This window comes from Lentzea sp. NPDC054927 (genome assembly GCF_053610285.1).
This window is the reverse complement of sequence record NZ_JBSGXZ010000019.1, coordinates 19,554-41,510: the sequence shown is the minus strand read 5'-3', so window position 1 is coordinate 41,510 and position 21,957 is coordinate 19,554. Positions and strand designations below refer to the sequence as shown.

Here is a 21,957-nt window from a genome sequence, read left to right as displayed (position 1 = left end):
AAGTTCTAGCTGGCATGCGCACGAACGTAAGCCGCATTCCGCCGTGACCAACACAGTTTTGGCCCAGTTCCAACCGAAAAGGCGGTCGTTGGACGGCCTCCACCACTTTCGTAGGGCCCGTGTGTGCGCAACGGCCGTGCGGTAGAACGTTGCTCATGCACAACGAGGTCCAGCGCAGTACCGTGCACGGCCACGTATTCCAGGCGAACGAGCTGCACCTGCACGGCGACGAGGTGGCCCACCCACCGCTGACCTCGTGGCAGGACCGCCCGGACCTCACCGCGGACCTCGAAGACCTCCTCCACGTGCAGCGCGACGCGGCGGAAGCGCTCCCCTACCGCCTCCTGGGTGTGAAGCAGCCCGAACTCACCAAGGTCTACGTGCAGCAAAGCGTGCGAGCGGACAAGCCGGAACCCGAACGCAAGCCCGGCGAACGCAAGCAGGAACCGGTGGAACGGGTCGTCCCGATCGAGGAAGCGCTCGCCACCGGCAAGCACCTGCTGATCACCGGCGAGCCGGGGGCCGGCAAGTCGACGCTCGGTCAGATGTACGTGCGGCTCCTGGCGACCGAGTGGCTCGACCCGAGCAGCAACCCACCGCTGCCGGAACCGGTGATGCCGCTGCGGATCCCGGCGAAAGCGCTGGCGGAAGAACTGACGTGGAGCGAGCTTCTGGCCGGCGCCGTGCGTGACCGCAGGCTGAACGCCCCGCTCAAGCCGGAGATGTTCGCGAGACGCGCGCTCGGCGCCAGGTGGCTGGTGTTCGTCGACGGCCTCGACGAGATCGCCGAACCCGAACGCCGCGAACGCGTCATCGACGCGATCGCCTCCCGCATCCGGCGCGGCACCGACCACCGGCTGGTGATCACCACTCGGCCGCTGCCGCCGGACGAGCTGCGCAAGGTGCACGGGCCGCAGGTCGACCTCTACACGATCCAGCCGTTCGGGCCGGTCGAACTGCAGGCGTTCGCGTCGGGCTGGTTCCGCGCCCAGGACCCAACCCGCGCCATCGCCCGCACCGAGGAGTTCGTCCGCCAGGTCCACGACGGCAGGCTGCGGGAGCTGGTCAGCAACCCGTTGCTCGCCACCATCGCGGCCATCGCGAACACCCTGGAACCCCAGCGCAAGCTGCCGCACAACCGGGTCGACCTGTACGAGCGGTTCATGAGCTACCTGCTGGAGGACACGGCCAGCGGTCGCGACACCCTCGCAGATCTCCGCCACTCGGTGCCCAACAACCCAGCACGGCTGAACCAGTTCGAGAAGCTGCACGCCAACCGCCGCTCTCTCATCGAACACATGGCACACCAACGCCTGGAGTCGGAACGGCCGCTGCTGGACATCGCCGTGGAATGGTCCGAGTGCCAGCGAGGCGACGTGCTGACCGTCCTGGCGGGCACCGGGTTGTTCGTGCAGGTCGCGGAAGGGCTGCGGTTCCTGCACCACTCGTTCGCCGAGTTCCTGGCGGCACGGCATCGGGCCGCCGAGATCCCCGCGGACTTCCCCGACCTCGACGACTGGGTGCGCCAGGGCACGTTGCCCGCCCTCGAGACCTCGGTGCTGTTCACGTTCGCGTTGTGGGGAAGGGAATCCGGCAACGATCTCGACCTCGTGTTCCGGAGGCTGATCAGCGGCGGTCTCGACCACGCGCTGCTGGCGGGCAAACTGCTCGCCGAAGAGGTCGTGCTGGACGAAGACCTCGCCAAACACGTGGTGAGCCGATTGGTGTCGCTCGTGCTGAGCGTCGGCACCTACGACGACCCGTGGGAACCAGCGCTCAAGATCGGCCGGGTGCTGGCAGGGCTGGCGGGCGAGCCCACCGGTCAGTTGGCCGAGTCGCTGCACGCGTTGCGCGACAAGCCCCAGCTGCCTCCGGCGACGCGGATCTGCTGTGCGGTCGCACTCGGGCACCTCGGATTCCAGGACGAGTCCGCTCAGTGGCTGCAGGACTTCGCCGACCTCCACGACCCGTTGGCTCTGCGGGCGATCGCCAACGGACTCGCGGAGATCCTGCCGAACGGCGCAGAACTCGCGGAGAACATCCTGCTCCGGGCGGAGCAGGAGAGCTACGTGATCGTCATGGCCGCGGTGCAGATCCTGTTGAAAGAGCTGGAACGCCGGCAGCCGGCCGCCCGTCTGCTGCGCGGACTGGTCGCGCGGATGCGAGCGGACACCTCGATCTCACCGAACAGCCCGCACGTGCCCCAACTGCACGGCAACCCCGACGAGAACCCGCCCAGCTGGGGCGTGCTCGCGGAACAGGCGGCGCGCGCGGGTTGCGCGGAGGAAGCCGTGTGGGCCGCCGGCCGGGTCCTGGCCCTGCCGCACGCGGACGTCGACGACTTCACGAAGGCCGTCGAGGCGCTGATCGTCTGTGGTGGGGAAGATGCCGTGGTCACGGTGGTCGACCGAGTGAAATCCGGCTCGCTGGACCAGGTGCTGGTGGTCGGCAAAGCGCTGAAGGCCGTGAACGGCGAACTCGCCACCAAGCTCACGCGGCTCGTCGCGACGAACCCGGCGGTCGACGACGTCGACTTCGTCGAGGCGTGCCAGGCGCTCGCGGCCACAGACCCCTCGCTGGTGGCCGAACTCGTGGCGAAGCGCGCCACGCTGGACTCCAGAAACATCGTCCTGATCGCCGGCGAACTGGCCGAGGCAGGTGTTCGTGTCGATCACCTCGTCCAGCTAGCGCTGGCGCGAATGACGGCCGGCAGCTGGACGTTCGGCCGCACCGCTCGCCAGGTGCTGACTCTCGGCGCGTTCGACGAGGAGGTGTACGCCGCAGCCGTGGCCGGACCGTCCTCGTACTGGGCGGAGGCGGCACCGCTGATGAACCGCGACCGGACTGTCGAGCTGCTCGAACGCATGGTCAGCACTCCCGTGGACGTGGAGATGCTGGCGAAATGCCTCGATCAGATGGTCTCCAAGGAAGTGCCGGACGTGGCCGAACGCCTGTTGGAGGTCGTGCTCGGACTCGTGGACCAGAGCGACACCGCCGCCGCACGGGAACTCGTGCCGGTCCTGCACCGCATCGGGCGCACGGAAGAAGCGATCGAGCTCGCGAAGCGGGCCTTCCTGCGGTCCCTCGGCGGCCTCTACGTCGAGGAGTGCGCGGAAACCCTGCTCAAGGTGGGCGGCATCGGGGTCGGGACGTTCATCGCGGAACACGTGCTGGCGGCGAAGGTCAGCGTGTGGCGGCAGATGCAGGTCGCGAATCATCTCGCCGAACAAGGACTGCTCCAGCAAGCGACCGCACTGTGGTGCAATGTCCTGCGCCGACACGGGGACATGGTGGCGAAGGGCGTCGAGGCCGCGACCAAACTGGTGAGGTGCCTGCACGGCTGGCAAGCGATCGACACCGTGCGCAAGGCTCTGGCAGAGGACCGGCTCACCGTGACCGCCAGGGCCAACCTCAAGGCGTTGGAAGCCTGGCTCGTCGCGATCGAGGCTGGCTGATCACCCCGCACCGAAGCACACAAAGCCAACGGCCGCAGCGTAAGCAGCGTCGTCAGTCGCAGCCCGTTGCACCGCCGCCAGGGCCTCAGCCGGAGCCATCCCCGCCGCAAGCTTCTGGTGCAGCTCCACCATCACCGGCGCCGTCCCATCGGTAGGCACCGGCACCACGGGCGCGATCAACGTACGAGTCCCCAGCCCGAGCAGCGCCGCCGTGAAGCCCATCAACTCGTCGCCGGGCCGGACCGCGGACTGGCCCGTGTCGCACGCCGACAGCACCACGACGGTCGGTGGCGTGTGCAGGCGTTCGATGTCGTAGACGGTCAGCGGACCGTCGGCCAGCTCGAGAGCCGAGAACAGCGGGTTGTCGACGCGGAACGAGCCGTGGGCGGCGATGTGGGCCAGTGCGGCACCGTCCATTGCGGACGCCACGGCGCTCACGGTTGCTTCCGCGTCAACGAGAACGCGGCCGGGCACGTGTGCGCTGATGGCCTTGATCTCGGCGGGGGCGGCGGCCATGCGCGGTCCGGCGGCCAGCACCGACTCGCCGGAGGCGTCGGCGACGGAACACGCGCGCAGCCAGACGGAAGCAGAGGGCGCGACGGTCACCTGGCGGTTCAGCACCGCCCACGGCAGGCCGTTCAAAGCGCCCGTCGGCACCACCACGAGCGGGCGGCCGTCGATGCGTGCGGCCAGCGGGTCCAGCAGGCGTCGAGCCAGCAGCGACGCGGCGTGTGCGGCGGAGGAGCGGGCCACGGCGAGGTTCGGCAGCTGCGGCGGCAAAGTCACGAGCCGGTGCAGGGCGAAGCGGAGCAGGCGGATCTCGCGGACCACGCCTTCCACGGCGCCCAGGGAATGCAGCGAGGCGCGGCCGCCGGCCAGTACGACGGCCATCAGCTCGCCGTCGTACTCGACGAACTCGATGAGCGCCGCGGTGCCCAGCGCGGCGGCCAGGGACGCGACCGGCGGTGGCTTGAACACCGCCACCTCGCCGGACGTCTGCCGGGTGAGGTCGCGGACGCGTTGTTCGGCGCGGACCAGTTGGACGCGCAGGGCACCCGCCGGTTTTCCGGCCAGCACAGCGGATTCGACGTCGGCGGACATCGCGCGCAACGACGCCAGCGCGTCCTCCAGGCGAGGGTCGTCCGGCGGCGAGACGGACTTCATCCGCAACGCGCCCGCCCGCCAGCTCTCGGTCCACGACAGCACGCGCGCCGCGTTCCCCGAGGCGACGGCCAGTCGCAGACCCTCCAGGGCCAGGGCCTGGCCCTGCACGCCGGTCGACGCCCGCAGCTCGGCCGCCCCCAGCGACACCCGGTACTCGTCCAGCAGCCCGATACCGCGACGAAGAGCGGAAGAAGTCCCGCGCACATCGCCGGAAAGCTTGCGCCGCAACGCTTCCGCGTACCAGCCGCGCACCCGCAGGCCAGCCGGGCCGCGCAGCCGCGAAGCAGCGGCGGCGGACAGCTCGGCAACCGCACGAGCACGATGGCCGAGGTCGGCGGCGACCAGACCGGCGTCGATCCGGGCTTCCAGAGCGGGCAGCCGCCAGTCCATCGCGTCCAACTCGGAAGCCACCCGAGACAACGCCAGCCGCAACGGGCGGGTGCGGTCACCGCGCAGGACAGCGGCGTGCAGCTCGAGGTATCGGGCGCCGGCCGCCCACAGCAGGCGTTGCTCGCGGCGGAACCGGCGGCGCGCCTCGGCGGCAAAGGAATTGGCCGCGTCGGGATCGTCGTCCAGCAGGGCGATCCGCGCGCGGAAGTACAGGGCCTCCGAGACGCCCAGCGGGTTCTTCAGCGCCTTCAGCTCGATGATCGCCCGGTCGGCCGCCGCGCGGGCCTCGTCCAGCAGCGGCACCGAGACGAGCAGCTCCAAGCGGTTCACCAGCAGCACCGGGCGCATCACGTCGAGGCGCCGGTGCACCTCTTCAGCCTTGTCGAACAGGGTCAGCGCGGCCGGCACGTCACCGGAGCGGGTCGCCATGATCCCCGCGTTCCAGTGCACGTCGGCGACGCCGAGCTCCTGGCCGAGCTCCCCCAGCAACGTGGCGGCGAGCGCGAAGTCCGCCGACGCCTCACGCATGTTGCCCACGTACGCGCGCACGAGGCCCCGGTTGTTCAACGCCCGTGCCTCCACGAGCTTGTCACCGACGCGGCGGGCACCGGCGATGGCGGCGGTGTAGTCGCGCTCGGCGTCGTCATGACGCGTCAGGTAGTGGAAGACGACGCCGCGCTGCATCAACGCGGCCACCGCGTCGGCGCCGGAGAGTTCCGGCATCGCGTCGTCGAGCGCCTTCAACGCCTGCTTGTGCTTACCGGTGTAGACGAGCACCCACGCCAGACTCATTTGCGCCAATGCGGACAACCGGGGGAGCGTTGCGTCGCCCGCGATCTTGATCGAGCGACGCAGATGCCGAGCCGCACCGGGGAAGTCGTGCATCTCGCGCAACGCGAGGCCGATCGCACGCTCGGCGATCGACCATTCCGCGCGGTCTTCCGTCGTGCGGAGCACCTCGCGGGCCATCTCCACGGCCGCGCGCGGGTTGCGCTGGCGGGCCTCCAGCGCGTCCTCCGCAGAAAAGTCGGTCACAGCACCACTTTATCCGCTGTGGTAGCTTGATCAAGCTCGGTCGGGGTGCCCGTCAACGCTGCTTTAGTGAGGCCGTGGTGTCGAAAACGCCAGAAAGCGCGGAGCTTTACCAAAGAGCTTTTCTGCAGCTCATCGCCGACGACAAGAACATCAGCTTCCACGCCGAACGCGGGCGTGAATTCCTTTATCGACCCGGTCAGCTGCTCGTCGGTACCGACGATCAACAACGTGTGGTCGAAAAGCTTCGTGAAAACAACATCATCGCCCGGCCCGGCGAAGGTTTCGCCGGATTGGCGCGATTGACGTTGCCGAACAACGCCGAGGACATTCCCCGGATTGTCCGCCTGTTGCGCGACCAGCGGAACTGGCCGAACGAGCGCGTGCCGCTCGTGCAGCCGCACCACGTGATCGTCGGCCACGGCGGCCTCATCATGGGCAACCCCGGCGACCGGCCGTACCCCGCCGAACCGATCTCCGCGCCCAAGTCCGACGACCGCCTCAGGGACGTCAGGGTCGGCATCATCGACACCGGCATCTCCTCCGGCGCCGACAGCGACCACTCCGACTGGTTCGCCGAGCGCTACGCCAAGGAGGCGGACGACGTCGACCCCGCCTACAGCAGCGGCGACCAGTTCGCGTTGCAGGGCGGGCACGGCACGTTCGTCGCGGGCGTGATCCAGAACGCGGCGCCCGGCGTCTCGTTCGACCCGGAGGTCGCGCTCGACCAGAACGGGTTCGGCGACGAGGAACGGCTCGTGCGCAAGATCGCGGAGCTGGGCAAGAAGAAGATCAACGTGCTCAACCTGTCGCTGGGCTGCTTCACCGAGGACGACGTCGCGTCCGAACCGCTGCGGCGCGCGATCGAGGGCCTGCCCGCGGACGTCGTCGTGGTCGCCTCGGCCGGCAACCAGGGCACGCAACGGCCGAGCTGGCCCGCCGCGCTGTGCGGGGTCACCGCCGTCGCCGCCGCCCAGCAGGAGCGCGACGGTTCGATCGGGCCCGCGTTCTACTCGAACTGGGGCCACTGGGTGGACGCCTGCGCGATCGGCAACCGCGCCTCGACCTACCTCAAGGGCGAGTGGCACCTGCCGGGCGAGGCCGCCGCTACGCCGTTCGCGCTGTGGGCGTACTGGTACGGCACGTCCTTCGCTGCTCCCCTGGTCACCGGCCGGATCGCCGCCACCATGGCCGCGGAGGGCATCACCGCAGCTCAGGCACGTGACAAACTGTTGACCGGGCCGGACTTCCATCCCGGCTACGGAGTTTTCGTCAAATAGTTGTATCTGGGAGGCAACCTCGGCCTCCGCCAGTTGTGACCGCAAGGAGTCGACGTGACCTCTGCATCCCCGATCGCCGCGCTCGTGAGCGCGGCGGCCGAGGGCGACCAGTCGGCGTGGAACGAGATCGTGGACCGTTACACGCCCCTGGTGGTGTCGGTGATCTACAAGCACCGGCTGCGCCCAGCGGATGCGGCCGACGTGAACCAGACGCTGTGGCTGCGGCTCGTGGAGCAGATCGGACGGCTGCGCGAGCCGGAGGCACTGCCCGGCTGGATCATGACGACCACCCGCAACGAATGTCTGCGCGTGCTGCGCGTGCAGCAGCGGACGCACCTCTACGACCCGTTGTCCGAGTCCGACGCGCTGGAGTCGGAGCAGACGGACGCGGACGTGGAGTCGGACCTGCTGGCGGTGGAGCGGCGGCAGGCGTTGCGGGACGGGTTCGCCGAGCTCACCGACCAGTGCAAGCGATTGCTGACGAAGCTGATGACCGATCCGCCGCCGAGCTACCAGGTCGTGAGCGAAGAGCTCGCGATGCCGGTCGGCAGCATCGGCCCGACGCGGATCCGCTGCCTGGAGAAGTTGCGCAAGACCACGGCGCTCTCGACGTTCCTGGGATCGCCGCTGATGAAGTCACAGCAGAGAGGAGGTGTGCTGGGTGCGGCACGACTGGGACAGTGACGAGGTACTGCTCGACGCCTTGCGCGATGCGTTGAGCACACCTTCCGAGGACGTACCGCCGGAGTTCGTCGAGGCCGCGAAGGCCGCGTTCACCTGGCGGAACATCGATGAAGAGCTGCTGCTGATCACGTCGTACGACTCCGTGCTGGACGACACGCTGTTCGCCAGGGCCCGGTCGACGTCCACGGCGCGACAGCTCGTGTTCGACGCGGACGGCGTGTCGTTGCAGGTGGAGGCGTCGGCGGCCGGGATCACCGGGCAGCTGATGCCGGCGTCCGGATCCGTCACGCTGGTGACGCCGGCCGGCGACCACGAGACAGCGGCGGTCGACGAACTGGGGATGTTCGTGATGGGGGTCGCGCCACGCGGACCGGTGAAGTTCCGGTTCTCCGGTGGTTGCACCGATTGGTTTATCCTCTGACTCACATTCGAGTGATGATGGAATTCATTCGTTCGGCCCACGCCTGCGGCCAGTAGGGTTGTCGACGCTCAGAATTCGCATCGCGCGAGAGGTGTGTGCCGCTGTGGTCGATCGAGTCAGCTGGGTCCCGGAAGGTGTGAACGTCGACGTTCCGAGTTCCGCTCGGATCTACGACTACCTGCTCGGCGGTGGACACAACTTCGAAGCGGACCGCGCGACGGCGGAAGCGCTGATCAAGGTTCTGCCGGTGCGCGGCATGGCGCGGCTCAACCGCGCCTATCTGCGCCGGGCCGTTCTGGAACTGGCGGACCTCGGCATACGGCAGTTCCTGGACCTCGGTTCCGGCATCCCGACGGTCGGCAACGTGCACGAGGTGGCGCACGAGGTCGCTCCTGAATCGAAGGTCGTGTACGTCGACTTCGAGCCCGTCGCGATCACGCACGCCGAGCTGATGCTGGCCGACGAGCCGAACGTGACCGCGTTGCTGGGCGATCTGCGCGAACCGGAGAAGGTCGTGGCTCAGGCCCGGGAGCTGCTGGACTTCTCGCAGCCGATCGGGCTTCTCGTCGTCGGCGTCCTGCAGTTCATCCCGGATTCCGACGACCCCTGGGGCGTGTTGTCGCGGTACGTGGAATCACTGTCTTCCGGTTCGTACCTGGCGCTGTCGCACTTCACCGCGGACAGCATGCCGGCGGAGATGGCCGCGGGTAAGGAGATCTTCGCCAAGACCGCGGAGCCGATCACACCGCGCACGAAGGCCCAGGTGACGGACATGCTGGCGGGCTTGGAGATCGTGGAGCCCGGCATCGTCTTCACGCCGCAGTGGCGGCCGGAGACGCCGGAGGACGTCGGCGCGGACCCGACGAAGGCGAACATCTACGCCGCGGTCGGCCGCAAGCCCTGATGCCTCCCCCGTCGCTGGCACAGCGCTGGGCGGCTGTTCTCATCGAGAGCGCGTATTCGCCGATGTCACGGCGAAAGCTGACGCAGCACCTCGAGGAGCACGCCGCCCGGCTGCGTGCTGGGCAGGCGGCGCTGGCCGTCGGCGAATGGCTGGTGCGCAAGCGTTTCACCGGCCCGGACTCGTTGCGCCGCACGCTGGAGGTGCTCGCACCGGAACTGCCTTCCGACGTGCTCGGCGCGCTCGCGGCCGGGTACGTGCGGGCGACGCGCGACCAGCTGTTCGCCGAGCAGGAGAAGGTCAAGAACGCGCTGCTGAAGGCCGTCGAGGACGCACAACGCGACCTGCACGACAGCGAGACCCGGTTCGCCCAGGTCTTCGCGACGACCGCGGTGGGCATCGCGATCTTCGACCTGCACGGTTCGGTGGTGGAGGCGAACGAGTCGCTGGCCACGATCCTCGGCCACGAGGAGATGCCCAAGGAGCTCTTCACCGAAGCGGACGCGATCGCGCTGTCGGCGGCCTTCGAACGGATGATCGCGTCCTCTGTGGACACTGACCGACGCGAGTGGGAACTCACCCGCAGCAACGGCGACACGGTGTGGGCCAACGTGGTGCTGTCGGTGCTGCGCGGGTCGGACGGGCTGCCGAAGTTCCACGTCGCGCTGATCGAGGACGTGACCGAGCAGAGGATGCTGCAGGAGTGGTTGCGGCACCAGTCGTTGACAGACCTGCTGACCGGACTGCCGAACCGCGCCTCGTTCACCGACAAGCTGGAGTCGGCGCTCGCGACCGGCGAGCCGCACACGCTGGGGTACCTGGACGTCGACAGCCTGACGATCGTCAACGACGGCCTCGGTTACGCGGCGGGCGACGCGGTGCTGGTGGAGGTCGCACGACGGTTGCGGGCCGTGCTACCGGACGCCGTGGTGGCACGGGTCGGCGGCGACGAGTTCGTCGTGCTGATCCACGGATCGCCGGACGTCGCCGCGCTGGCCGCGATGATCGACGAGGAGCTGTCCGAGCCGGTGTACCTGGAGGGCGCGGGGGTCGCGGTGTCGACGTCGATCGGTTTCGTGCACACCACCGGGTCCGGCGTCGATCCGACGACGGTGCTGCGGCGGGCGCATTCGACGTTGCGGCGGGCTGAGGCCGGCGGCAAGAGACAGTGGGCGATCTACGACCACGAGGCCGACTTCGCCGATCGGACTCGGTTCGCGCGGATCGCGGCGATGCCCGGCGCCTTCGAGAACGGCGAGATCTCCGTGCAGTACTCGCCGGTGTCGTGGGTTTCGGGGTCCCTGGCCTTCGTCGAGGCCTCGCTGCGGTGGGGTGCGACCCAGCACGACGAGGTCGTCACCTACGCCGACGCTCTCGGCCTGGCCGCGCGCGTGGGGCAGATGGTGCTGCACGATGTCTGTTCGCGCGGGGAACCGGCGCTGATCAGGCTTTCCCGCGACCAGTCACGGGATCCGGACCTGGCGGCGCACGTGCGCTCGACCATGCGGGCCTGCGCGTTCCCGGCTTCTTCGCTGTTCCTGGCGCTGGACGTGCGGTCGATGCCGGACGGCGAGGAGAACCTCGAGGTGCTGCACGACATGGGCGTGCACGTTCTGCTGCACGAGTTCGGCGGCGGGTTCGGCGGGCTGTCCACTGTGGACCGCAGTCCGGTGTGGGGTGTGCGGCTGGCTCGGCCGCCGTCAGAACGGCTGGCGCGGCAAGGGCTTGCGTTGATGGTGCCGCTGCTGCGGTCGGCGGGCGTGCACGTGATCGGCGGGCCCGGCGATCCGGACGAACTTCGGGCGCTCGGCGTGGACCTGGTGGTGTCCTGAGCGCTGGTGTCGTGAGTGGTTGTGGCCGTCAGGGAGACCACAACCACTCACGGATCACTTAGGCAGCGTCCTCGTACGTCGTCGCCTGGACGGTCACGGCCGTGCGGAAGTTCGCCTCGACCTCGGCCTTCTCCTTGGCGCTCGGGTTCGGGTTCTTGCACGACGTGCCGGCGCTGGCGCCGGACATCAGGTCGGTGCAGAGACCGGTCCTGCGGTCGGGCAGACCGAGCAGGTGCCCGAACTCGTGGGCCGAGATGCGGACGGTGTCATGCCCTTCGTTGACCGCCTGGGTGCCCATGACCCAACGGCCACGGCCGAGGCTGGACACGTAGGCACGAGGCCACTGGTTGTCCACGCTCACGGTGACGTTCGCGGTGCCGGTCACCTTGCGCAGCTGCACGTTCACCACGCTGCTGTTCCACACCTGCGCACCCTTGTCGATGGCCGCCTGGAACTGACCGGTGTTGCTCGAGTTGTAGGTGACGATGCGGGGCGCAGCTTCCGCGGTGCCGATGAGGCCGACCGACATGGCGGCAGCACTGACGACCACAGCAATTGTTTTGCGCAGGGACACAGGAATCTCCTCGCAATGCAGGGTAATTGCTCCCCGACTGTATCGCTGCAGCGTTGGGGCACAAGAAGAGTCAAGTGTGAACCGGCGCTGACACGGTCCAGAGACTTCGTAGGGGATCCGGTGCCACGACCGAGCGACATGCCGTGCGGCGAGCGGAAATGCGCCCTACTACTGATGTTCCGGGTCTTCCCGCACCCCCGAACAGATCGCCGCCAGATGGCGGAATAACTCTTGACCCCCTTCTGGAAGTGATGATCCAGAAGGGGGTCAGGAGTGAAGAAGCGACTAAGCGAACGAAGGTTGGCGCAGCGCGTGCTCGACCAACGCGATCAGAATCTGCTTCGTCGACTGCCGGTTGCGGGCGTCGCACGGGATTATCGGCACCGACGAAGGGATCGTCAGCGCGTCCCGCACCTCCTCCGCGCGGTGGTGCATCAGGCCGTCGAAGCAGTTCACCGCGATCACGTAAGGCAGATCGCGGTCCTCGAAGAAGTCGATGGGTGCGAAGGCCTCGTCGATCCGGCGGGTGTCGACCATGACGACGGCACCGATCGCGCCGCGCACCAGGTCGTCCCACATGAACCAGAACCGGTGCTGTCCGGGCGTGCCGAACAGGTACAGGATCAGGTCCTTGTCGAGCGACACCCGGCCGAAGTCCATGGCCACCGTGGTGGTGACCTTGTCAGGAACCGCGGACAGGTCGTCGACTCCGACCGATGCCTGGGTCATCACGGCCTCGGTGGTCAGCGGGGTGATCTCGGAAACCGAGCCGACGAACGTCGTTTTGCCGACGCCGAACCCGCCCGCGACGACGATCTTCGCCGACATCGCGGTCAGATCGACCCCAGGTGACCCCGGACGACCCGGAGCACCGTTGCTCATGGGAACTTCTCTCTACTCAGGCTCGCATGGAAACGTGCAGCTGGGCACGGATCTCCGGCGTGAGCTGGAGACCGACCCGCTCCACCAGGCGGGTCATCGCGTAACCGATGAGCCCGATGTCGCAGTTGGGTGCGGCGAGCACGGCCAGGCACGACCCGTCGCTGATGGACATCAGGAAAAGATAGCCGCGCTCCATCTCGACGACAGTCTGCTTCACCTCACCCGCTTCGAAGCAGCGCGCCGCGCCGAGGTTCAGTGAAACCAGGCCGGAAGACACTGCGGCGAGTTGCTCCGCACGGTCGTGCGGCAGGCGGTCAGAAGAAGCGAGCAACAGGCCGTCCGCGGAGACGACGATCGCGTGCGCGACACCGGCGACCCTGCTGACGAAGTCCTCGACCAGCCAGCTGAAGTTGTCCAGTTCCTCAGTCGCGGTGGTCACTGGCGTTCCCTTTCTGCGATCACGGGGATGCCTCCGACGGCGGAGTCGAAGAGCGACTCGCGGCCCATCTGGACGCCCTTCTGGTAGGTGGCGAACCGCTGACGCAACCGGTCGGCCGATCGGCCGGGGATGCTCGCGGAGGCCAGCTGAGGTGCCGGGGACGACGGCTTTGGCAGCGAACCGGGCACCAGGCGTGCCTTCGGAACGCGCTTGGGCAGACCGTTCTCCGTCGTCTGCGCGGTTTCACCGGTGCCGAGCGCGCCGGCAGCGCGCCAGCCCTCGTCCGCCGTTCCCCAGTCGGACTCGGCGAAGTCGGCGACCGCGCGGGGCACCGCCGTTGGTGCCTCGATCTTCACAGTTTCCGCTGAACGCTGCCGCTTCGGCAGGCCGTTCACCGTGGTGCTGTCCGCTTCTTCCACTGCCCGTTCCGGCTCCGCTGACGGAACGTCCATTGTGGATCGTGCGGCCGGTACCTCCGCCGCCGGGGTCTTGAACCACCGCGACAGCTCGTCGTGGGAGATCTCCAGGTCGTCGTCGGAGATCGCCGGGAAGATCTCGGTGGCCGGGTCGGTCGGGCGCTCGATCGGCGGCTCGTAGGAGTAACCGTCCTCCGAGGCCTTCTCGTCCGCCTCGATCCGCGCGGTGAACAGGCCGTCCGCGGACGTCTGCTCGATGCGGTGCCGGCCGGAGTTGTCGTCCGTGGTCGCGGGCGCCGACGTGTGGACCGGGTGCTCCGGCGTCCACTTCGGCACACCGGACAGGCCCTCGCCGGTGGACTCGGTAGCGGTGGGAGGCGCGACGGGCAGCGGCAGCGCGGGCACAGCGCCCTTGTGCAGCAACGAGACCGGCAGGATCACCTGCGCGGTGACACCGCCCTCGATGTCGTCGTTGTTCGCCAGCGTCACGCGGATCTCGTGGCGCTTCGCCAGCTGGCCGACCACGTACAGGCCCATCTCGCGGGCCACCGAGACGTCGACCTCCGGCGGCTCGGCGAGCTTCGCGTTGGACTCGACGATGTCGTCCTCCTGCATGCCGACACCGCGGTCGTGGATGCGGATCGCGATCTCGCCCTTGCGGGTCTCGATCGTGCGCACGGTGACCTTGGTCGTCGGCTTGGAGAACGCCGTCGCGTTGTCGAGCAGCTCGGCGACGAGGTGCGCGAGGTCGTTGACCACGCGGCCCTGCACCATCAGGTCCGGCGTCGGCGCGATCTGGACGCGCGCGTACTTCTCGACCTCGGACACCGCGGCGCCGAGCACCTCGGCGACCGCGACCGGCCGGGTGACGCGGCGGTTGACCGTCGTGCCGGAGAGCACCAGCAGGTTCTCGCTGTTGCGGCGCATCTGCGTGGCGAGGTGGTCGAGCTCGAACAACGACGCGAGGTGGTCGGGGTCCTGCTCGTCCTGCTCCAGCCGGTCGATGACGCTGATCTGCCGTTCCACCAACGCCTGCGAGCGCCGCGACAGGTTGATGAACATGTCGTTGACGTTCGCGCGCAGGGCGACCTGCTCGACGGCGAGGCGGACGGCTTCGCGCTGCACGAGGTCGAACGCCCGCGCGACCTGGCCGACCTCCTCGGTCGTGTTGATCGGCACCGGGACGATCGCCTCCTCGGCGGCACGTTCCGGCTCGCGGTGCGAACGAATGCGGCGAATCGCGTCAGGCAGCTGGTTGCGCGCCACGTCGAGGGCGCTGCGGCGCAGGATGCGCAGCGGGCGCAGCATCGACTGCGCGACCATCGCCATCAGACCGAACGCGATCAGCAGCGAGATCGCGACCAGTGCCGCGTCACGCCAGGCGTCCGAACGGGCCTGACCCGCGAGGCGCGTGGTCGTCGCGTTGGCCTGGCTCTCCAGCTCGGTCGCGACCTCGCGGATCAGGTTCGCGGTGTCCTGACCGATCTTGAGGACCTCGGCGTCCGTGATGGACACCGGCTTGCGTTCGGCGTCCTGCGCGAGCGCGAGCTTCACCAGCCGGTTGCGGCCGTCCACGGACGCACCGGACACGATGTCCTGGAACTTCTGCCGGTTCGCCGGCGAGGCCACGTCGTTGAACTCGTTGAACGCCGCGTCCAACCGCGACTGCGCGGCCCGCAGCTCGTCCGCGGCACCGGGCGCGAAACCCTTGCGCAGCGCGGTGGACGTGAGGAGCGAGTTCTGCTGGCCGAGCTCTTCCTGCGCGACGTAGAGCGCCTGCGCGGCGGTGGCCAGCGGAACGATCTCGGGTTCGCTCAGGCTGGAGATCGCGGCGCGGTGCACCTGGCTGAGCGAAGCGATGATCTGGTTGTACGCACCGACCACGGCGATGTCCGGGTACTTGGTGCTCAGCAACGTGACGCGCAGGGCCGCCAGTCCGTCCATCGACTGCAGCGACTTGGTGAACGCCTCGTTGAGGGGCGCGCTCAAGGCCGTGGTCGTCGCGCCCGCGTCTCGGTACTTGCCGAGTTCGTTGTCCGTGAGGCCGGTGCGGGCGGCGTGTTCGGGACACGCGTTCTGCCTGCCTGCAGCCACACACTGAACCGCCCAGTCGCGCTCTACCTGGAGCGCGTTCTCCACCTTCGCCGCCTGGTGGCTCACCGCAAGTTCGCGCTGGACGGTGTCGAAGAGTTCGACGTCGTCGAGCTGGGTGTTCAGGCGCAGGCCCGCGAGAGTCGCGGTGCTCAGCGCCGGAACTAACAACACCACCGCGAGCTTGCTCCGCAGCCGCCAGTTGCGTAGGCGGAACCGGTCGATGCCTCGCTGGTCCTCACGACCGCGCACCGTCAACACTCCCCGCCCCGTTTAATAGCTGCAAACCTGGTGGATCTTGGAGTAAAACGCGCTGTTCTCATACCGCCGTTCGGACGACAAAACAGCTGGTTCGAGAATCAACAACTTTGACCAGCGCGGCTAAACGGCCGCTAAGCGATAATTCATCTGGTGGAAACGACGAGCGCGGGCAACCGCGATCACGGCGCGATCACAGTTGCCCGCGCTGTTCGTCAACTACCGGAGGGCTGGATGAGCATCGGCTTGACGTCGAGCTCCTTGTCCAGCATCCCGTACCGCTGCATCAGCTGGACGACGCGCTGCAGCCGCGTCGGGTCCAGCGTGGTCGGGAAGGCGCCGAAGTGGACAAGACCTGCGGTTTCCTTGTCGACCTTGGCGTACTCGACGAGCAGCGGCTCGACGGTGGGACGGTCTGCGGCGTCGGCCTGACCCTTGGCCATCGCGCGCTGGAAGGCGGCCACCGTCTTGGGGTTGTTCTTGGCGAACTCACCGCTGGTCGCGTAGCCCGCGATCGGGATGTTGTCGGTCGGGCCGGACGCGGCGTCCAGCACCTTGATCTGACCGGCGACCCGCTGCGCGCGGGTGATGAACGGCTCGACCATGAAGGCGGCGTCGACGGTCTTGTTCTGGACCGCCGCCTGCATGTCCGGGAACGGCATCTCCTTGAACTTGACCGAGTTGACGTCCACGTTCGCGGCCTCGAGCGTCGCCTTCGCGGTCAGCTCGGCGATGTTCTTGAACGTGTTGATCGCGATGGTCTTGCCCGCCAGGTCCGCCGGGCCCTTGATGGCGGAGTCACCCGACGCCAAGATCAGGAACATGTCGGGTTTCGCCTGGTAGCCATCGGCGATGAGCTTGATGCCGTCGACCGCCTTGGCCGCGTCCTTCGACTGGGCGGCGAAGAACGAGACCCAGTTGCCGAACGTGAAGTCCAACTCCTTGGCGATCAGGCCGGGGATCGCCTGGGCACCACCCTGGATCACCTTGAGATCAACCTCGAGACCCTCGGCCTTGAAGTAGCCCTTCCTGATCGCCACGTGGACGGAAGCCACGTCGAGGATCGGCAGAACCCCCAGGGTGATCTTGGCCTTCTCGACCTGGCCGTTGCCGTTCGCGTCGGCGGCGGGCGGGGTCTCTTTGCCGCCGAGCAGGCCACAACTCGCCACGGTGGCGAGCAGCGTGGCAAGGGCGATGCCACGGACGGCGATGCGGCGGACTCTTCGAGTCATCGGGAGCACTCTCCTGTCGGAGCGGTGTCGTCGTTGCGGGGAGATCGCGACGGTCAACCACTCAGAGTAGTGATGCTGCTCCAAAAGACCCCAGTTGACCGACACGAGCAGGTTCCAGTCCACTACCTGCGGTGAGCATCTAAGCACAGCAGGTCTAGGGCTAGGAGAACCCAGTTGAAGAGCGCCGTAACGGTCGTCGGAGCGGGGCCGGCCGGTCTGACCTTGGCAAACTTGATCCAGCAGTCAGGTATCGACTGCGTCGTGCTGGAAAAAGCTAGTCGCACCCATGTGGAAACACGACCACGGGCAGGAGTCCTGGAGCATCGCTCTGTAACCATGTTGGAGTCACTCGGTCTGGCAGATCGTTTGCTGATGGAAGCAGACCGTCACGGAACGTGTGAATTCCGCGTGAGCGGCCAGGCGTTCCAGGTGGCGTACAGCGACCTCTATGGAGACCGCCAGCACTACGTGTACCCGCAGCAGGAAGTCGTCAAGGACCTCATCGGGGCATTCCTGGACGCCGGGGGTGACATCCGGTTCTCGGTCAGCGACGTGGAGTTGCGGGATCTGACGTCTTCTACGCCATCTGTGGCCTTCACCAGCGCCGATGGGGTTCGCGAGACGGTCAGGTGCGACTTCGTCGCCGGGTGCGACGGGTTCCACGGCGTGTGCCGGCCGACCATTCCCGAGGGGGTGCTGACCGAATTCTCGCACCAGCACGGAATTGAGTGGCTCGCCATTCTCGCGGAGGCCCCTCCGTCGACTAAAGCCATCATTTACGCGCTGCACGAGGACGGCTTCGCCGGCCACATGTTGCGATCACCTTCCATTTCTCGCTTCTACCTCCAGGTGCCGGTCGGAACCAATTCGTCAGATTGGTCCGACGAACAGGTCTGGGAGGCACTGCACAAGCGCTTCGCACTGCACGACTCCACGTGGTCCCTGACCGAGGGGAAGATCATCGAAAAGCGCGTGCTCGACATGCGCAGCCACGTGGTGGAGCCGATGTCCTACGGCCGGCTGTACCTGCTGGGTGACGCAGCCCACATCATCACGCCGGTCGGCGCCAAGGGCATGAACCTCGCGATGAACGACGCCGCAACGTTCGGACGTGCGCTGACGGACTTCTACGCGACCGGATCCGAGACCGGCCTCAAGACCTACTCGGACGACTGCCTGCGCCGAGTCTGGCGGGCGCAGGAATTCTCGCAGTGGATGGTGAACATGATCCACACCGACGTGAGCTCGCCGTTCTTCGGACGGTTGGCCCAGGCCCGGCTGGAGCACCTGGCCGAGTCGCCGGCTTACCGCGCGACCTTCGCGGAGAACTACGTCGGCCCCTGAGGGCAAATATCTCCCCCTGTGGGGTGAGTCCCCCGCTCCCCTAACGAGTGAAGCGGACCCCCTAGGGATCTCATTTCGTCACGATCTGGGGCCAACTCCCGATGCAGGGGGATGTCGTTCATCCATACGGTTCAACACGACATCCCCCGATCCACCTACAGGAGCTTGAGTTCCATGGGCACCCAGACCACGACGCTGCACGACTTCACCCTCAACCTGCTCAGCGACCTCGACGCCCGTGAGGCGTTCCAGGTCGACCCCGAGGGCTGCCTCGAGGCCGCTGGTCTGGGCGACATCTCCGTCACCGACGTCCACGAGATCCTGCCGCTGGTGCTCGACACCGCGTCCGTCGCGAACGTCGACGCGGTCGACAAGGTCCTGGTCGAGGCGGGCGACATCACCGCCGTCGACAGCCTCAAGCTGATCACGGGCAACGTGCACGAGGTCACCGGCATCGCCGACGTGGCCGGCCTGACGAACATCGCCGCGCCCTCCGCCATCACCGCGCTGGTCACCGACTTCGGCGGCGTCGGCGACGTGTCGAACACCCTCGACGCCACCGTTCTGAAGGGCACCGAGGCCGTCTCGAACGTCTCGGACATCGCCCACGACAACTCCGTCGTCACCGAGGTCACCGACGTGGCGGGCGTGCACGACGTCGCCGACGTGCTGGTGAAGGACATCGACACCGACGTCCTGGTGAAGGACGTCGTGGACACCGATGTGCTGGTCAAGGACGTCATCGGCTCGGTCGACGTGGACGTCAAGGACGTCGTGGACGTGAGCGACAACGTGGTCCAGGACGTCGCTCAGGTCGGCGACGTGCACCAGGACCTCGGCCAGGTCATCGGTGATGTCCACGTCGGCGACATCGACGTGCTCGACGGCGGCGTCGGCAACGGCAACAACGTGGACATCCACTTCTGAGTTTTCGAACGTTCCTGGCGGTTCACGGGGGAACGGTTGGCGGGTGCCCTGAGCTCTGCCCCCGAGCGCGGGTGCCCGCCTCCCTCTTTGCCAGGCCCTGAAAGGCTTTTGCACGCCTTTCCCGCCGTGCCAGGCCCTCTGGTCCCTCCCGCGGGGCCAGGCACGTAGAACGCAGTTGAGCCCCGGACCGCGACGGCGGTCCGGGGCTCGACTGCGCCCTGATCTTTTTCCCAGTTCTTCCCAGATTTCCCAGTCAGAGCTGGATTTCGGTCACGGTCTGTCAGGAAGAGACGGTCTCGCTGAGCGACTCGCGCTCGGCGGCGGCCCACTTGTCGACGTCCAGCGTGGGCTTTCCGCCGACGTTCAGCAGCCGCGCCACCTTGGACCTCAGCGTCACGAAGGCGTCGTCGGTCCGCGTCGTCACCTGGTCGCGCTCGGCGGGCAACGGCACCTCCAGATCGGCCACCAGGCGCGCAGGAGAGCCGCTCAGGACGAGGATCCGGTCTCCCAGGTACACCGACTCGTCGATGTCGTGGGTGACCACCAGAACGGTCGTGTCGTGCTCGCGACGCACGCGCAGCAACAGGTCCTCCAGCTCGAACCGCGTCTGCGCGTCCACCGAGGCGAACGGCTCGTCCATCAACAGCAACGCGGGCCGGTACGCCAGAGCGCGCGCGATCGCCACACGTTGTTGCATGCCACCGGAAAGCTGTGCCGGCCGCTTGCGAGCGGCCGCACCGAGACCGACCCATTCCAGCGCCTCGGCGGCGCGCGCACGACGTTCGGCGCGCGGCAGGGACTGGAGCGGGAACTCGACGTTGCCCTGCACCGAAAGCCAGGGGAACAGCGAGCGGGAGTAGTCCTGGAACACCACCGCGAGGTGGGACCCGTTGAGGGACACGTCGCCGCGCGATGGCACGACGAGCCCGGAGATCGTGCGCAGCAGTGTCGACTTGCCACACCCCGACGGACCCACCACGCACACCAGCTCGCCGGCGCGCACGGTGAATGTGAGGCCACCGATGGCCTCATAGTCGCCGTAGGTGTGGCCTAGATCGGCCACCTCAAGCATGTTGCTCATCCCGACTCCTCGGTTGCCACGCCAACGCTCTGCGTTCCACCGCCAGAAGTGCGGTGTTGAGTCCGTAGCCGAGGACGCCCAACAGGACGATCCCCGCCCACATGCGCGTGTAGTCGAACTCGCGCTGTGCCTGCATGAGTTGTGAGCCGATGCCGTTGTCCGTTCCCACGAGCTCGGAGATGACCATCAGCACCAGCGAAAGCGACAGAGAGACCCGCAGGCCGGCGAAGATCTTGGGCGAGGCCGCCGGCAGCACCACTCCGAGAACCCACTGCCAGCGCGGGATCCGGAAGACAGCTGAAGTGTCCACTTTGGTCACGTCGACGGAACGGGCGCCGTCCACGCTGTTGAGCAGCACCGGCCAGATCACGCCGAAGACGATCGTCGCGAGCTGCATCGAGGTGCCTGCCTTGAACAGCAACAGGAACACCGGCACCAGCGCGGGCGGCGGGATCGAACGCAGGAAGACCAGCAGTGGTCCCGCGTACTCCATCGCCCGGTCGGAGCGGCCCAGCAGCAAGCCGAGAGCCACACCGATCACCGACGCGATCGCCCAGCCCAGCAGCAACCGCCCGATCGACGGCACCACGTGCTCGGTGAAGTTCTGCGGCTCGAGGACCCACCACTCCCACGCGGCCGAAACGATCTCGGACGGCGGTGGGAAGAACGGGTCGTCGGCCACCCAGCCGAGCAACTGCCAAACGGCAACGAGACCGGCGAACACGGTCCACCGTTGAAAGAACTTGGTCACCAGGCCACCCAACGCCGACGGACGCGCTCGAGGCCGTTGTTCAGCAGGACGCCGATCGCGCCCGCGACCACGGTGCCGACCAGCACCTGGTCCATCCGGCCAGGCCCGCTGCGGGCCTCCATGATGAAGTACCCCAGGCCCACCTGGCTGCCCGCCATCAGCTCCACGCTCACCATCACGATCAGAGCTGTCGTCGCCGCGAGCCGGATTCCGGTGAGGACGAACGGCAACGCGCTCGGCAGTGCCACCCGGAACAGCACACCCAGCTTGCGGGTGCCGAAAACCCTTGCGGTGTCGACGAGCAACGGATCCAGTTCGTCGAGCGCGTAAATGGTGTTGAACAGGATCGGCCACAGTGCCGCGTAGACGGCGAGCGTGATCTTGGTTTCCGGGCCGAAGCCCAGCATCACCAGCGCGAGCGGAATCAGTGCCACAGAAGGGATCGGGCGCAGGAACTCGATGATCGCGCGGGTCGCGTGGCGCACGGCCGGGACGCTGCCCAGCACGAGTCCACTCGGCACCGCGATGGCGACCGCGATCACGATGGCGATCAGCACCGCCAGGACCGTTGCCACGACATGGGTCATGAACTCCGGCGAGGTCAGTTGCGTGACCAACTCACCGAAAACGACGGACGGTGGTGGGAGCGCGTGTGCAGGGATGAACGGAGAGCGTCCTAAGAGCTCCCAGAGCACGAGGAACCCGGCGATGCCGAGGAGTCCCCTTGTGAACGCACGCACTCGGTCACCCTAGAGAGTGGATCTCTCCTTCACAATGCGTGCTTGCTCAACTCCGGGTTGTTT

At 67.6% G+C, this 21,957-nt stretch carries 18 protein-coding genes; 8 read left to right on the top strand and 10 right to left on the bottom strand.

Features of this window, described 5'->3' with window-relative positions; genetic code table 11:
- Positions 1–155 precede the first annotated feature (155 nt).
- Positions 156–3,455 (top strand): NACHT domain-containing protein, encoded by a 3,300-nt coding sequence (locus ACWGE0_RS24330; RefSeq protein ID WP_452263196.1) that lies wholly within the window; start codon positions 156–158, stop codon positions 3,453–3,455.
- Here ACWGE0_RS24330 and ACWGE0_RS24325 read toward each other — a convergent pair whose 3' ends face one another.
- Both ACWGE0_RS24325 and ACWGE0_RS24320 read right to left on the bottom strand, forming a co-directional pair.
- Entirely contained in the window at positions 3,456–6,044 is a 2,589-nt protein-coding gene (locus ACWGE0_RS24325; RefSeq protein WP_452263195.1) for a CHAT domain-containing protein, read from the bottom strand.
- A complete protein-coding gene (locus ACWGE0_RS24320; protein ID WP_452263194.1) occupies positions 6,041–6,445 on the bottom strand; it encodes a hypothetical protein in 405 nt (134 codons plus the stop codon). Before ACWGE0_RS24320 ends, ACWGE0_RS24325 begins: the two co-directional genes overlap by 4 nt.
- Here ACWGE0_RS24320 and ACWGE0_RS24315 point away from each other — a divergent pair.
- The 5 genes from ACWGE0_RS24315 to ACWGE0_RS24295 all read left to right on the top strand — a co-directional run bounded on the left by ACWGE0_RS24315 (position 6,425) and on the right by ACWGE0_RS24295 (position 11,159).
- Entirely contained in the window at positions 6,425–7,321 is an 897-nt protein-coding gene (locus ACWGE0_RS24315; RefSeq protein WP_452263193.1) for a S8 family peptidase, read from the top strand. The genes ACWGE0_RS24320 and ACWGE0_RS24315 overlap by 21 nt on opposite strands.
- Positions 7,322–7,375: 54 nt before the next feature.
- On the top strand, positions 7,376–8,005 hold the full coding sequence (locus ACWGE0_RS24310; protein ID WP_452263192.1) for an RNA polymerase sigma factor: 630 nt from the start codon (positions 7,376–7,378) through the stop codon (positions 8,003–8,005).
- A complete protein-coding gene (locus ACWGE0_RS24305; protein WP_452263191.1) occupies positions 7,983–8,426 on the top strand; it encodes a hypothetical protein in 444 nt (147 codons plus the stop codon). The genes ACWGE0_RS24310 and ACWGE0_RS24305 overlap by 23 nt, the downstream gene beginning before the upstream one ends.
- A gap of 103 nt (positions 8,427–8,529) precedes the next feature.
- Positions 8,530–9,330: an SAM-dependent methyltransferase gene (locus ACWGE0_RS24300; protein ID WP_452263190.1), complete on the top strand. Its 801-nt coding sequence runs from the start codon at positions 8,530–8,532 to the stop codon at positions 9,328–9,330.
- Entirely contained in the window at positions 9,330–11,159 is a 1,830-nt protein-coding gene (locus ACWGE0_RS24295; RefSeq protein ID WP_452263189.1) for a diguanylate cyclase domain-containing protein, read from the top strand. The genes ACWGE0_RS24300 and ACWGE0_RS24295 overlap by 1 nt, the downstream gene beginning before the upstream one ends.
- Positions 11,160–11,217: 58 nt before the next feature.
- Here ACWGE0_RS24295 and ACWGE0_RS24290 read toward each other — a convergent pair whose 3' ends face one another.
- From ACWGE0_RS24290 to ACWGE0_RS24270, 5 genes are all read right to left on the bottom strand, one after another.
- Positions 11,218–11,733 carry a snapalysin family zinc-dependent metalloprotease gene (locus ACWGE0_RS24290; RefSeq protein WP_452263188.1) on the bottom strand — a complete coding sequence of 172 codons (516 nt, stop codon included), beginning with the start codon at positions 11,731–11,733 and terminating at the stop codon, positions 11,218–11,220.
- Between the two features lie 285 nt (positions 11,734–12,018).
- Complete coding sequence (locus ACWGE0_RS24285) at positions 12,019–12,615, bottom strand: GTP-binding protein (RefSeq protein ID WP_166052561.1); 597 nt, start codon at positions 12,613–12,615, stop codon at positions 12,019–12,021.
- 16 nt (positions 12,616–12,631) lie between these two features.
- Positions 12,632–13,054: a roadblock/LC7 domain-containing protein gene (locus tag ACWGE0_RS24280; RefSeq protein WP_030468876.1), complete on the bottom strand. Its 423-nt coding sequence runs from the start codon at positions 13,052–13,054 to the stop codon at positions 12,632–12,634.
- Positions 13,051–15,813 carry a sensor histidine kinase gene (locus ACWGE0_RS24275; RefSeq protein ID WP_452263187.1) on the bottom strand — a complete coding sequence of 921 codons (2,763 nt, stop codon included), beginning with the start codon at positions 15,811–15,813 and terminating at the stop codon, positions 13,051–13,053. Before ACWGE0_RS24275 ends, ACWGE0_RS24280 begins: the two co-directional genes overlap by 4 nt.
- A gap of 221 nt (positions 15,814–16,034) precedes the next feature.
- A complete protein-coding gene (locus ACWGE0_RS24270) occupies positions 16,035–17,051 on the bottom strand; it encodes an ABC transporter substrate-binding protein (protein WP_452263186.1) in 1,017 nt (338 codons plus the stop codon).
- 174 nt (positions 17,052–17,225) lie between these two features.
- On the opposite strand from ACWGE0_RS24270, the gene ACWGE0_RS24265 reads away from it, so the two are divergent.
- Both ACWGE0_RS24265 and ACWGE0_RS24260 read left to right on the top strand, forming a co-directional pair.
- Positions 17,226–18,395 carry a 4-hydroxybenzoate 3-monooxygenase gene (locus ACWGE0_RS24265; protein WP_452263185.1) on the top strand — a complete coding sequence of 390 codons (1,170 nt, stop codon included), beginning with the start codon at positions 17,226–17,228 and terminating at the stop codon, positions 18,393–18,395.
- Positions 18,396–18,569: 174 nt separating this feature from the next.
- Positions 18,570–19,322, top strand: coding sequence for an IniB N-terminal domain-containing protein (locus ACWGE0_RS24260; RefSeq protein WP_452263184.1), 753 nt, complete (start codon positions 18,570–18,572; stop codon positions 19,320–19,322).
- A gap of 280 nt (positions 19,323–19,602) precedes the next feature.
- Here the strand turns inward: ACWGE0_RS24260 and ACWGE0_RS24255 are convergent, their stop codons facing one another.
- The 3 genes from ACWGE0_RS24255 to ACWGE0_RS24245 are packed head-to-tail and all read right to left on the bottom strand — an operon-like array spanning position 19,603 to position 21,894.
- Entirely contained in the window at positions 19,603–20,403 is an 801-nt protein-coding gene (locus ACWGE0_RS24255; RefSeq protein ID WP_452263183.1) for an ABC transporter ATP-binding protein, read from the bottom strand.
- Positions 20,387–21,154: an ABC transporter permease gene (locus ACWGE0_RS24250; protein ID WP_452263182.1), complete on the bottom strand. Its 768-nt coding sequence runs from the start codon at positions 21,152–21,154 to the stop codon at positions 20,387–20,389. Before ACWGE0_RS24250 ends, ACWGE0_RS24255 begins: the two co-directional genes overlap by 17 nt.
- Complete coding sequence (locus tag ACWGE0_RS24245) at positions 21,151–21,894, bottom strand: ABC transporter permease (protein ID WP_452263181.1); 744 nt, start codon at positions 21,892–21,894, stop codon at positions 21,151–21,153. Before ACWGE0_RS24245 ends, ACWGE0_RS24250 begins: the two co-directional genes overlap by 4 nt.
- Positions 21,895–21,957: the final 63 nt, after the last annotated feature.